Annotated in this window: 10 protein-coding genes; 7 read left to right on the forward strand and 3 right to left on the reverse strand. The window is 64.3% G+C overall.

Annotated features, from left to right (window positions below):
* Nucleotides 1-283: 283 nt before the first annotated feature.
* From ACZLZY_RS11875 to ACZLZY_RS11890, 4 genes are all read left to right on the forward strand, one after another.
* Complete coding sequence (locus ACZLZY_RS11875; RefSeq protein WP_472934112.1) at nt 284-2,287, forward strand: putative bifunctional diguanylate cyclase/phosphodiesterase; 2,004 nt, start codon at nt 284-286, stop codon at nt 2,285-2,287.
* A gap of 651 nt (nt 2,288-2,938) precedes the next feature.
* Nucleotides 2,939-3,940, forward strand: a complete 1,002-nt coding sequence (locus ACZLZY_RS11880; RefSeq protein ID WP_472934113.1) for an ABC transporter substrate-binding protein — start codon at nt 2,939-2,941, stop codon at nt 3,938-3,940.
* A 370-nt stretch (nt 3,941-4,310) separates the two neighbouring features.
* A complete protein-coding gene (locus tag ACZLZY_RS11885; RefSeq protein ID WP_472934114.1) occupies nt 4,311-5,213 on the forward strand; it encodes an ABC transporter permease in 903 nt (300 codons plus the stop codon).
* Complete coding sequence (locus ACZLZY_RS11890; RefSeq protein WP_472934115.1) at nt 5,206-6,255, forward strand: quaternary amine ABC transporter ATP-binding protein; 1,050 nt, start codon at nt 5,206-5,208, stop codon at nt 6,253-6,255. The genes ACZLZY_RS11885 and ACZLZY_RS11890 overlap by 8 nt, the downstream gene beginning before the upstream one ends.
* A 170-nt stretch (nt 6,256-6,425) precedes the next feature.
* Here ACZLZY_RS11890 and ACZLZY_RS11895 read toward each other — a convergent pair whose 3' ends face one another.
* A complete protein-coding gene (locus ACZLZY_RS11895) occupies nt 6,426-6,572 on the reverse strand; it encodes an entericidin domain-containing protein (RefSeq protein ID WP_472934116.1) in 147 nt (48 codons plus the stop codon).
* A gap of 192 nt (nt 6,573-6,764) precedes the next feature.
* Here ACZLZY_RS11895 and ACZLZY_RS11900 point away from each other — a divergent pair, with 192 nt between their 5' ends.
* Entirely contained in the window at nt 6,765-7,121 is a 357-nt protein-coding gene (locus ACZLZY_RS11900) for a hypothetical protein (protein ID WP_472934117.1), read from the forward strand.
* Between the two features lie 161 nt (nt 7,122-7,282).
* Complete coding sequence (locus ACZLZY_RS11905) at nt 7,283-8,317, forward strand: GlxA family transcriptional regulator (protein ID WP_472934118.1); 1,035 nt, start codon at nt 7,283-7,285, stop codon at nt 8,315-8,317.
* Nucleotides 8,318-8,373: 56 nt separating this feature from the next.
* Here the strand turns inward: ACZLZY_RS11905 and ACZLZY_RS11910 are convergent, their stop codons facing one another.
* Entirely contained in the window at nt 8,374-9,162 is a 789-nt protein-coding gene (locus ACZLZY_RS11910; protein WP_472934119.1) for a DUF1194 domain-containing protein, read from the reverse strand.
* A gap of 311 nt (nt 9,163-9,473) precedes the next feature.
* On the opposite strand from ACZLZY_RS11910, the gene ACZLZY_RS11915 reads away from it, so the two are divergent.
* Entirely contained in the window at nt 9,474-11,198 is a 1,725-nt protein-coding gene (locus ACZLZY_RS11915) for a hypothetical protein (protein WP_472934120.1), read from the forward strand.
* 76 nt (nt 11,199-11,274) lie between these two features.
* On the opposite strand, the gene ACZLZY_RS11920 is transcribed toward ACZLZY_RS11915, so the two are convergent.
* Nucleotides 11,275-12,720, reverse strand: coding sequence for an aspartate aminotransferase family protein (locus tag ACZLZY_RS11920; protein WP_472934213.1), 1,446 nt, complete (start codon nt 12,718-12,720; stop codon nt 11,275-11,277).
* Nucleotides 12,721-12,743: the final 23 nt, after the last annotated feature.

The raw sequence follows: 12,743 nt of genomic DNA on the forward strand, positions 1-12,743 counted from the left end.
CATGCCCTCAGACGTTTCATCGTGCCTCCCAGAGAGCTCGGTCGCATTCTCCCGTGCCGCCGGGACAGCCTGGCGTTGCAGCGATCAAAAGACGCGGATAGCTCATTGCATCTTTAATGACGGCGTTAGTCAACCATCCGGTTCATCGATGTCCACCGAACTCTTTTACCGGCGAAGGCTGCACGCCAGCCCGGCATGAAAGAAGCTGAGAAAGTGCGCGAGCCATCTGCCTAATTCTTTACCTTCGGCTTATAGATTGCCCGCCGATGCAACGATCGAACATATGATGCTGATCACCGTAAGACGATACTGGGCGACGATAGCGGGCGGCATGATTTTTGCCGGCGTCGTGGTCTTCGGCGTGCTGTCTATTGGCGGCGGCACGATCGGCAGCCTCGTCGAATTGGAGATGAAGGCGAAGGGACAAAGGTTCGCCGAACTTCTGATGTCCGATCAGGGCAATCTCAACGCCTTCCTCACCGGCATCTCGCGCGATCCGGACGCCGAGACAAAAATACGCACGGTGGCCAACCTTGCGGACATCGATAGCTTCGCGATCTTCGACCGGTCAGGGGCGGAGATCTTCCGGACCCGGTCCGAACGCTACAAATGGTTGATGCGGGATCGTGCGGGCGGCATCAGCACCGGCGACCGTCTGTCCGATCCTGTCCTGCAGCGCACCGGCGACTGGCAGATCGTCTACGATGACGGGCAGACCAATCCATCCGTCCTGACGCCGCTGCAGCGCGGCGGGGCGACCATTGGCTATCTCTCGGTCGTCGCCGACATGATCGACGACCGCTCCAACTACACGACGACGCTCACCGACGCATCGCTGGCCTTGCTGCTTCTGCTCCTGATCGCAACCGGCATCCCCACGCTCATCTACCTCCGCCGCCACCGCAAGATCATCCAGGCCGACGACCGCATCGCCTTTCTGGCCAACCACGACCCGCTGACGCATCTCTTCAACCGCACGCGGATGCAGGAAGAGACGGAGCGGGTGCTGTCAACGGCGCGGGCGACGCGCGAGCACATGGCGTTCCTGTTCATCGACATAGACGGGCTCGCCGATATCAATGACGGACTCGGACAGGCGCAGGGCGACGAGTTGCTGAGGGTCGTCGCCAACCGGCTGAAGACCGTCGTCGACCGGATCGACCTTCTCGCGAGAATTGGCGCCGACGACTTCGTCCTCTTGCGGCGCCGGATCGTCAGCGCCGAGGACGTCGCCGCGCTGGCGCACAAGATCAAGCTGGCGGTGGCCGAGCCGATCGAGTTGAAGGGCCAGATCATCCGTCCGAGCATCTCGATCGGCGTGGCGATGATGCCCGCCGACGGGCGCAATTTCGGCGACCTGACCAAGCACGCCGAGCTCGCCCTTCTGCATCATAAGACTGCGCAGACGGGCGACTTCACGCTGTTCGAGCCGCACATGGACGAGGACGTGCACCGCCGCCGGCAGATCGAGGCGATGGTCCGCGCGGCCGTGGCGAACGACGGCTTCGAGCTCTTCTACCAGCCGATCGTCAGCGGACGCGGGGCCGCGCTGCTGGGGTTCGAGGCCCTCCTACGCATGCCGGATCCGGCGGGGGGCTACATTTCACCGTCGGTCTTCGTGCCGATCGCCGAAAGCCGCGGCTTCATCAAGGAAATCGGCACCTGGGTGATCCGCAAGGCGGCTCAGCAGATCGCGCTCTGGCCCGAGCACCTCTTCGTCTCGGTCAACCTCTCCGCCGTGCAATTCCGCGACGGCGACCTCGTCGGCATCATCGGCGACGCGCTGAAGGCAGCCGGCGTCGATGGCCGTCGGATGGAGATCGAGGTGGTTGAATCCTTGCTGCTCGAGCGTTCGGACGACATCCTGAAGCAGTTGATGGAACTGAAGGCGCTCGGCATCTCCATCGACATGGACGATTTTGGAACCGGCTATTCCTCGCTCGGCTATCTCTGGCGCTTCCCCTTCGACAAGCTGAAGATCGACCAGTCCTTCATGGTCGCCTTCGAGTCCGGCGAGCTCAACGTGCGCGCCATCCTCGGCACCATCGTCTCGCTGGCCCATCACATGCAGATGAAGGTCACCGCCGAGGGCGTGGAGACCGAAGCCCAGGTCGCGCTGCTCGACGAACTCGGCTGCGACCAGATCCAGGGCTACTACTACGGCAAGCCGATGCCGGCCGATCGCGTCGCGGCAGAACTCCTCAGCCAGTACAAGACGCGCGCCGTCGAGGACATCGCCGCCGTGCGTCCTGGTGCCCCGGCGCCGTCGCTGACGGCCGGCCTCTGAGCACGAGGTCAGGCCGCGCCGACCCGCAGAACGCAGCGCTTGTCGAGTGACGCGAGGCGTGGTGCTGCGCTCCGCCGCCACCCCGCGCATCAGACGCCATGGCGGTCGCTCCAAACGGAAAAGCCGCGTCGCTCTAAGGGCGACGCGGCTTTTCTATCGGGCGACACGACTGGAGGTCATCGGCATCGTCCGCCCCGGTACGCGGTACCAGTTCCGGGGCTTGGGCGACGCCGTCGCGCCCTCCTTATGGGCCTACACTCGTTACCGTGGCGCTAACGGCCGGATGCCGATGATGGCTTTCCAGTGGCCGATTTGCGCCGCAGGACGGCGCGGCCTGACCGCCTGCTCGGCTAAAAAGCCCATCTTCTGTGGATGAGGAGGACAATCCTGACGCCATCCGGCCAGATGGCGTACAGTCGTGATCCGTAATGGTTGCCGGATGGCGATCGCGCCATAGGTTGAGCCCCTCGCCGCCGACCGAAAAAAGCGTTTGGAATCGTTTCAACAACGCGCTAGCCTTGAATGCAGCTAAATTGCGGCAGTCTCTGCGCGTTTCGCCCTCCTTCGGAAGCCACCGTCTATTTGTAGATGGGGTTTCGATGACCTTCGCTGTGCATCGATTACTGTTTCACGACTTGCAAAGGGTACGATATGAAAAAGCTGCTCGCCTCGACCATTCTGGCTGCCGCCCTCTTCGGCGGCGCCGGCACCGCCTCCGCGCAGGAGAGCTGCGGCAAGATCACGATTTCGCTGATGAACTGGGCCTCTGCCGAGGTTCTCGCCGCGATCGACCAGTTTATCCTCGAAAAAGGCTATGGCTGCGATGCCGAGCAGGTTCCGGGCGACACCATGCCGACCTTCTCGTCGATGACCGAAAAGGGCCAACCCGACGTCGCGCCGGAAATGTGGGTCAACCAGTTCCGCGACCAGATCGACGCCGCGGTGAAGGAAGGCCGGGTCGTCTACGGCGGCGAAGCGCTGACCGATGGCGGCGTCGAGGGCTGGTGGGTCCCGACCTATTTCGCCAAGGCACACCCCGAGATCAAGACGATCCAGGACGCGATGGCTCATCCCGAACTGTTCCCCTCGGCCGAGGACCCGTCCAAGGGCGCCGTCATCAACTGCCCGTCGGGCTGGGGCTGCCAGGTGACCACGACCCAGTTCTACAAGGCCTATGAGGGCGACAAGAAGGGCTTCACGCTGGTCGACACCGGCTCGGGCGCCGGTCTCGACGGCTCGATCGCCAAGGCCTACGAGGGCCAGAAGCCCTGGCTCGGCTACTACTGGGCCCCGACCGCCATCCTCGGCAAGTACGACATGACCCAGCTCGGCTTCGACACCAAGTTCGACGAGGCCGAATGGAAGCGCTGCACCTCCGTCGCCGACTGCCCGGACCCGAAGGTCAACGCGTGGACGAAGAGCGAGGTCTTCACCATGCTGACGCCGGCCGTCGCCAAGCAATCGACGGGCGCCGCCGAATACCTGAAGACGCGCGGCTGGAGCAACGACGTCGTCAACAAGCTGTTGGCCTGGAAGGAAGAAAATCAGGCGAACGGCGAGGACACCGCCGCGCACTTCCTGGAGACGCAGCCCGAGATCTGGACGAAGTGGGTCCCGGCTGACGTCGCTGAAAAGGTGAAGGCCGCTCTCTAGCGCTCACTAGGTTTGATGCAGCGCAGACGGGACGCCCCTCCGGCCCGGGTGCCTCTCCTGATGGGATGAGGTCACGTGGCCGGAGGGCTCACATCGGCCTCGCCCCGAAAATTGGCACCGGTGGGCTGGGTCGACGCAATTCTAGGCGTACGAATGCACGCCGTGCGCGGTGAGAACTCGTGCCTGTGAAGCACGGCCTTCGGACCTGGTGCAGTCGAACTTACGCTCCGCGGATCCGGACCTGTAGCGACGACAGTACGCACGAGGTTCTCGTAGATCGCCATTTGCGCCCCGCTGTGACCCAGCGCCCTGCTCTGGCCCTGCGGCCTGCCGCGCGGCCCCCTTTCCCTCCGAAAACAGAGGTAAGCCCTTGACGGAGTTTCTGCCCAACTGGCTCGTCGAGTTCCCCGAGATCAAGCGCAGCGTGCTGCGCGAGGCGACGCGGAGCATCGATCTCGGCTACAAGGCCTTTTCGCGCACCTGGGGGGACTCGATCGAAGCCCTCTTCCGGCCGCTGCTGGACTTCCTGCTCTGGTTCGAAAGCCTGCTGCTGTCGACGCCCTGGTGGATCGTCCTTGCAGCCCTCACCGCCATCGTCTGGCTCGCCAGCCGCTCCACTGCGATCACCATCGGCACCGTGGTCGCGATGTTCCTCATCGGCCTGTTCGGCATGTGGGAGGACACGATGCGGACCCTCTCGATCATCATCGTCTGCACGCTGCTGTCGATCGTCATCGGACTGCCGATCGGCATCGCGATGTCGCGCTCCGACCGCCTGCAGGCCATTCTCTCGCCGATCCTCGACGTGATGCAGACGATGCCGTCCTTCGTCTACCTTATCCCGATCGTCATGCTGCTCGGCATCGGCCTCATCCCTGGCCTCATCGTCGTGGTGATCTACGCCATGCCGCCGATCATCCGGCTGACCAATCTCGGCATCCGCTTGGTCGACAAGGAGGTGATGGAAGCCGCCGATGCCTTCGGCTCGTCCAGCTGGCAGCGGCTTGTCGGGGTACAGCTTCCGCTGTCGCTGCCGACGATCATGGCCGGCATCAACCAGACCATCATGATGGCGCTGGCGATGGTCGTCGTCGCGTCGCTGATCGGCGTGCGCGGCCTGGGCCAGCCCGTGCTGCAGGCCATCACCAACCAGTACTTCGCGCAAGGGGTGATGAACGGCCTCGCGATCGTCGCCATCGCTATCATCTTCGACCGCGCCAGCCAAGCCTATGGCAAGCGGCTGCAGCGCCACCGGGAGATCGCCCATGGATGACATCGCCATCCGCATCCGCTCGCTCTACAAGCTCTTCGGCGCCGACGACAAGCGTCTGGTCGAAGAGGTGAAGGCCGGCATGACCAAGGCCGAGCTGATGCAGAAGCACCAGCACGTGCTCGGCCTCAAAGACATCAACATCGACATGCCGAAGGGCGGGATCCAGGTGGTCATGGGCCTGTCGGGTTCGGGCAAGTCGACGCTGATCCGCCACATCAACCGGCTGATCGAGCCGACTTCGGGCGAGATCGTCATCGGTGGCGAAGACGTCCTGGCGATGCCGCCCAAGCGGCTGCAGGATTTCCGTCGGCACAAGATCTCGATGGTGTTCCAGCGCTTCGCCTTGCTCCCGCACAAGACGATCCTCGACAACGTCACTTACGGCCTCGCCATCCAGGGCGTCTCGGCGGCCAAGCAGAAGGCCGCTGCGGCCCGCTGGATCGATCGTGTCGGCCTTTCGGGCTATGAGAGCCGCTACCCCGCCGCCCTGTCCGGCGGCATGCAGCAGCGCGTCGGCCTCGCCCGCGCGCTGGCGACGGACGCCGACATCCTTCTGATGGACGAGGCCTTTTCCGCACTCGACCCGCTGATCCGCGGCGACATGCAGTCGGTGCTGCTCGGCCTGCAGGAAGAACTGCAGAAGACCATCGTCTTCATCACCCATGACCTCGACGAAGCGCTTCGGCTGGGCGACCGCATCGCCATCTTGCGCGACGGCGAGATCGTCCAGCAAGGCACCGGCGAGGACATCGTGCTCCATCCGGCCGACGACTACATCACCTCCTTCGTCCGCGAGGTGAACCGCGGTCGGGTCATCGAGGTGCAGACCATCATGCAGGCCAGCAACGGTGCGGCGCCAACGGGACCGGCTGTGCGCGAAGGCACGATCATCGAGGAGGCCGCACGGCTGATGAACGACAGCGGCAGCGACACGGCCCATGTCGTCTGCGCGAAGGGCAGCCCGCTGGGCGCCCTGACCATCCGCGGGATCATGGCCGCGATGGTCAACCCGTCTTCGCCCGGTCCCCATCACCCGCACTAAGACGCCTGACGTCTCTCTTGCATTCTGCGATGGCGGATCCACTGCCGTTCCACCATCACTGGCGTCCACAGTAACTAACGCCATCCACCGCCCGGGCATGCGAACTTTCGCCCACAAACAAAAAAGGCCCGACTGTCGTCGGGCCTTTTTTATTTAACTTAGATCGAGATTTAGCGCGCGATGTCGTTCGCTGCTGCGCCAGTCGCGTCGACCGTGTTTCCGACGTCGCGACCGACACCGCGGACGGTGTTCGCGCAAGCGGACATGGTGAGCGCGGCGGCGAGAATGACGGCGACGGCGGCAAGACGGTTGGACATGGGGACGCTCTCCATTGAAACGATGCGGCAGAAAAACGGCAAGCTCACGGCTTGGTTCCTCCAGCGTTACGATTTGTTGGCTAAACTGTCATTCTCTATCGTTCGTCGGTCGAAATAAACTTTTCGACCTATAGAACGCGGCTGTCATCGGCACGTTGACACCGAAGGAAGCCAGTCTGAGGACACAGCGGCATGACCCATAGCATCACCAAAACAAACGCCGAGATAGCGACGCTGGTCGCAGCATCGCCCTTCGTCATCGCCACCCGGCTGACAGACATGTGGTGGTCGGCGGGCCGTCCGACAGCAAAGTCCAACCGCGAGGCGACCCAGATGGTCACCGAGAAATTCGTGGCGATGGGTGAGAGCGCGCTGGCCATGCAGATGGCGATGGCGACCATCGTTCTGGAGACCGCGACATCGGCGATGACCGGCGTCGTACGCCAGAACCAGGACGATGCCGACACCGTCCTTTCTGAAGGACTAAAGCCGTATGCCAAGCGAGCAAAGGCCAATCACGCGCGCCTCAGCCGTATGCCGAAGCGCTGAGACTTAGGCTACGGACTGCTCACCCAAACGGCAGAATGATCAATGATTTAGCGTGCACTGCAGCAAAGCGTAGCAGTTTAGAAACCTTCGCAATTGACTTGAAAGCGACGCCGGAAACGCGCAGTTTGACGCCGCGGCACTTGGCCGCCTGTCGAGACAAAATGCTCCAGGTTCCCGTGCGCATTCCTCCAGAGAAACAGCTGAAACGCAGCCTGGTTTTCCTGCTGGTTCCCAACTTCTCGATGATTGCCTTCGCCACGGCGATCGAACCCTTGCGGATCGCCAACCGCCTGCTCGGTCACGAGGCCTATCGATGGCGGCTGGCCTCGCCGACGGGCAAGGCGATCTTCGCCTCGAACGGGGTGGAGATCTCCGTTAGCGGCTCGGTGGAAGAGGAACGGCGGGCGCTCCTGAACGACCGCAAGCCGTCCATGGTCTTCGTCTGCTCCGGCGTGTTCGTCGAGGACTTCTGCGACAAGGCAAGCTTCGCCTATCTCCGCGAGACACATCAGCGAGGCATTTCCGTCGGTGGCCTCTGCACCGGTGCCTGGATCCTCGCCAGAGCCGGCCTGCTCGCCGAACGCCGTTGCGCCATCCACTGGGAGAACCTCCCGGGTTTTTCGGAAGCCTTTCCCCGGGCGGACGTGCATGCCGACCTGTTCGAAATCGACCACAACATCTTCACCTGCGCCGGCGGCACGGCGGCGCTCGACATGATGCTGGCGCTGATCGGCGAGGATCACGGCGACGATCTCGTCAACCGGGTCTGCGAGCAAGCGCTGACCGACCGGGTGCGCGCCAGCCACGACCGGCAGCGGCTGCCGCTGCGGGCCCGCCTCGGCGTACAGCACTCGAAGGTGCTGGCGATCATCGAGATCATGGAGGCCAATCTCGGCGAGCCGCTGTCGCTGGTCGAGATCTCCCGTCGCATCTCGCTGTCGCGCCGTCAGGTCGAACGGCTGTTCGACAAGGAGATGGGCCGATCCCCGGCACGCTATTACCTCGAGATCCGGCTCGACCGGGCGCGGCACCTGCTGCTGCAATCAGCACTTCCGATCGTCGAGATCGCCGTCGCCTCTGGCTTCGTCTCGGCGTCGCATTTCTCGAAATGCTACCGCGAACTCTACGGCCGATCGCCCCAGCAGGAGCGTGCCGCCCGAGCGGCGGTCAATTCGGCCGTGCCAGTGCACGCATGACGCTTACCGGCGGGGCGTTTCATCACCGTTCCGCCTTCCCAATGCCGACAGGCCGATCAGCGGTCGTCAAAACTGCGCTGCTGCCGCATGTCCCATTGCCGTTCGCCGGCGAGACAGTCGGCGCCCGTCCGGTCCTGCACCGGGACGACGAGGCGCTCCGGTGCCGCCGGCGGCGGTGGCCAGCCTCCGGCGAGTTCCAGCACCAGCTTTCGGCGGAGGGCCTCGGGAAACTGCGACCAGTCATCGACCGGGATGACGAAGCCGCCGGGACCGCCGATGACGCAGTCGGCGTAGTAGCGGTCGAGATCGGGGATCGATCCCCAGGACCCTGCGCCATCCCCTTGCGTCATTAGCGGCAGGCCGTTGATGGTGATCCCCCGGGCGGCCGCGGCATCGCGCGAGGCGGTGACGGCGCGGCCCTGGTTGTTCGGGCCGTCACCGGAAATGTCGATCACCCGGCGAATGCCGGCAAAACCGTTGCCGTCGAACAGGCTCGCGGAGAAGTCGATCGCCGCGGCGATCGAGGTCCGCCGCTCGCGCATCGGCTCGTCATTGGCAAGGCGATAGGCGAAACCGTCGGCAGCAGCCTTGGAATCAACCAGCATCCACGGCACGACGACGGCCTGTGAAAAAGCGCCGGCCCATTCGACGTAGGTGACCGCGACCTTGCCATGGCCGCCCTCGAGGATGGCGCGCTGCACCTCCGGGCTGCGGAAGGCGGCGACATAGCCGTCGCGCTGAATGCGCTGCTCGTGGAGGTCCATCGACCAGGACACATCGACCGCGAGCACCAGTTCGACATCGACGGGGATTTCGCCGGGGGCATCGGCCGCCGTGGCCGGCACTGCGCACCACCCGCCCAGCAAGATGGCGAGGCTAAACCTGCAAAGCCCTGGGCCGGCACGTTCGCGCATAGTGTGAGCGTCGCCGCGATGCGCTGCGCCGACAACTCACAACTCCGTCAACCCTGCGCGGTGCAAGTCCTTTACGTGCAGTGGCTCCGTCTCGGTATACGGGTTTCTCAAGAAACAACCGGAACGGTGGGCTACAATCGGCGGAACGACACCTTGCTACCGAGATCAGGCCCCGCAGACACGACTTCCTTAACCCTCTGTAAGCATTGTCGATCGGACGCACCCACCGCAGGATAGATCCGTTGGCGCAGTTCTCTACCGCCGAACTCCCCTCGCCACGATCGCGCCTTGGCTCGCCGCTGCTCTGGCTCGGCCTCGCCTGCCTTTTCCTATCCGCCCTTCTGACGCTCCGCCTGACGCTGCCGATCGGTCCGTTCTACTGGGACCTGTTCATCTACTTCGACGCGGCGAACCGGATCTTCTCCGGTCAGATCCCGGCGATCGATTTTTTCACGCCGGTCGGGCCGCTCGGCTACTACCTGTTCGCCGGCCTCATCAAGCTGTTTCCCGAGGCGCAACCGCTACTGCTGGCGCAATGGTCGCTGCTGCTGATCTCGGCGCCGCTGATGGCGCTGGTGCTCGCCGACGTCGACCGGCGCTCGCGGAAAACGGCCCTTGCCTTGCTGGTCCCTTTCCTCGCTTTCTCGACCCTCCCGTTCAACGTCGAGGAATATTACGCCTATCCCGGCGTCGACGGCTTCGGCATCTACAACCGCCAGGTCTGCCAGCTGCTCTATGTGCTCGCCGCCGCCCTCGTTTTCAGCGAGAAGCAGGCACCTCTTGCCATGGTGATGGCGGGCACGGTGCTGGCGCTGTTTCTGGTAAAGGTAACGGGCGTCATCGCCGCGCTCGGCCTCTGCGCCTTCGCTCTTGCCGCGGGCCGGATCGCCCTGCGCACGGCGGTCATCTCGGCGCTCATCTGTCTTGCCGGTCTGGCAGCGCTGGAACTCGGTTTCGGGCTCGTCTCCGCCTATGTCAGCGACATCCTGCAGCTCCTCGACAAGAACGAGGGCAGCCTGCTGCCGCGCTTCCTGCAGGCGGCCTCGATCCACTTCATCGCGTTCGCGCCGCTGGTCGCGCTGACCGCGGTGCTGGCCTGGCGCAATCGCAAAGCCGTGCTCGCCGCAACCCGGGCGCTGAGCGCGCGACCACGTCCCGCCAGGCTCGCCACCCTCCTCGACCACGACGCGGCCTGGCTGGGCGTCGCGGTGCTGGCTGGCCTGTTCGTCGAGACGCAGAACACCGGGGGGCAAGCCTTCATCTTCGTCTGGCCCATGCTGCTCGCCCTTCTCTTGCGCGCAGATCGTTCGAAGGCAGGCTACAGCATGCTGGTGCTCGGCCTTATCGCCGCCTCCACGCTGCCGACGGCGCTCGACATCCTGCAGCGCAGCGCCCGCACCTTCATCGGGCAGGCGAAGTACGAGGTCCTCCAACACCAGTACCTCGGAACGCTCGGCGCCGTTTCACAACGACCGGAGATGCTGCAGCGCTCTTCGACGATGCTCGAGGCCTACCGGCGCTTCCCCGAGACCTGGAACTTCATCGCCAACGCGGGCGAACTGCCGGGCTTTGCGCTCTACACCGAACCGGACTTCCAGATCACCTGGCTGAAGGCGGTCGACGAGGCGGTCGGCGCGGTGAGGGCCTATGAGGCGGCGAACGACGTCCGCTTCGAGACCGTGATGAGCCTCAACTTCGTCAATCCTTTCCCCTGGCTGCTCGACCGGGCGGCACCCCGGCACATCGCCATCGGCGCCGACCCGTTCCGCGCGGTGCCGGACCCCGATGCCGCGGTGCTTGGCTCGGTCGCCGCGACGGACATCGTGCTCTATCCGCTCTGCCCGGTAACGAATGCCAACCAACTGCTCCTGAAGCTCTATGCGCCGGGACTGACGGGCCATCGCCAGATCCGGCTATCTCCGTGCTGGGACGCCTACGTCCGCGGCGGACTGCTTCCGCCGCGCTGACGCCCATCCTTATCAAGGTCCTAAAACGCAGAAGGCCGGACAACGTGTCCGGCCTTCTGCGTTTGCAATGGTGGGCTCAGCTCATCTGCGCCTTGATGAAGTCCTTGACGATCGAGACGATGCCGCGGTCGAGGAGATCGTCGAGCGCATCGCAGAACTGGTCGACGTTCTCCGTCGTGCAGATCAGCGGCGGCTCGAGCCGGATGACGTTGCGGTTGTACTCGGTGAAGGCGACGAGGACGTCGTAGTCGCGCAGCATCAGCGCGCCGATGAAGCCGGAGAGTGAGCCCTTCAGCTTGTCGTCGAGGATCGCCACGACGGGGCGCAGCGCCAGCGGGAGCGTGCGCGAAAAATCGTGGAACTCGATGCCGACCATCAGGCCGCGGCCGCGGACCTCCTTGATGAGGCTTGGATAGCGCTGGCGGATGACCTGCAGGCGCTTGATGAGGTAGTCACCGACCTCCGCGGAATTGCCGATAAGGTCCTCGTCGTAGAGCGTGTTCAGCGCCTCGATGGCGGTGACGCAGCCCTCGCCGATGCCGCCGAAGGTCGCGGCGGCGTGGATCATCGCAGTCTTCGGCGTGCCATAGGACTTCATGTAGACCTCGCGCCGGGCGATCATCGCCGCCATCGCTGCCTTGCCGCCGCCAAAACTCTTGGCGAGCGCGGTGACGTCAGGGATGACGCCGTGGTGCTCGAAGGCGTAGAAGCGCCCGGTACGCCCGTAGCCGCACTGGACCTCGTCGGCGACCCACATCACCTTGTGCTTGTCGCAGAGCGCGCGCACGCCGTGCCAGTAGTCGGTGGTCGCCTCGATGATGCCGCCACCGCCCTGCACGGTCTCCAGCACCACGACGCCAATGTCGGGATCGCTGGCGACACAGGCGGTCAGCGCCTCGAGATCGCCGAAAGGCACCTTGTAGCGGTTGTCGACCAGCTTGAACTCGCCTTGGTAGAGCGGGCTGTCGGTGATCGACAGGACGCCCTTGGTCTTGCCGTGGAAGGAATTCTCGGCGTGGACGATCTTGCAGTTCTTGCGGCCCGAGGCGCGCTCGGCGACCTTTATTGCCGCCTCCATGGCCTCCGAACCGGATGAGCCGAGGAAGACCATGTCGAGATCGCCGGGGCTGACCGAGGCAAGGTTTTTCGACAACGCCGCGGCATACTGCGACAGGAAGGCGATGGCGATCTCGTGCCGCTTCTCGTCCTGGAACTGTTTCCGCGCTTCGAGGATGCGCGGGTGGTTGTGGCCGAAGGCGAGCGAGCCGAAGCCGCCGAAGAAGTCGAGGATCTTCCGGCCATTCTGGTCAATGTAGAACATGCCCTCGGCACGCTCGACCTTCACCTTGTGGAAGCCCAGCAGCTTCATGAAGTGGAACTGGCCGGGGTTGATGTGGTCCTTGAAGAGGTCGGCCATGGTGCCGACGTCGAGTGCCTTGGCATCGGCGACGGTGAGCATCGGCGGCTTGACGGGGCCGCGGCGCAAGGGCGCTTCCGCGGCCGTGGCGAGGCCCGAGGGCATGAGGGTCGGGGCAGGCACCGAAA

The organism is Mesocryomonas lacus (assembly GCF_055730135.2).

Excerpts from the sequence above, each read along its gene's own strand:
- ACZLZY_RS11875 (WP_472934112.1), top strand. The coding sequence starts at position 284 with ATGATGCTGATCACCGTAAGACGATACTGGGCGACGATAGCGGGCGGC.
- ACZLZY_RS11880 (WP_472934113.1), top strand. The coding sequence starts at position 2,939 with ATGAAAAAGCTGCTCGCCTCGACCATTCTGGCTGCCGCCCTCTTCGGC.
- ACZLZY_RS11890 (WP_472934115.1), top strand. The coding sequence starts at position 5,206 with ATGGATGACATCGCCATCCGCATCCGCTCGCTCTACAAGCTCTTCGGC.
- ACZLZY_RS11895 (WP_472934116.1), bottom strand. The coding sequence starts at position 6,572 with ATGTCCAACCGTCTTGCCGCCGTCGCCGTCATTCTCGCCGCCGCGCTC.
- ACZLZY_RS11900 (WP_472934117.1), top strand. The coding sequence starts at position 6,765 with ATGACCCATAGCATCACCAAAACAAACGCCGAGATAGCGACGCTGGTC.
- ACZLZY_RS11905 (WP_472934118.1), top strand. The coding sequence starts at position 7,283 with ATGCTCCAGGTTCCCGTGCGCATTCCTCCAGAGAAACAGCTGAAACGC.
- ACZLZY_RS11920 (WP_472934213.1), bottom strand. The coding sequence starts at position 12,720 with ATGCCCTCGGGCCTCGCCACGGCCGCGGAAGCGCCCTTGCGCCGCGGC.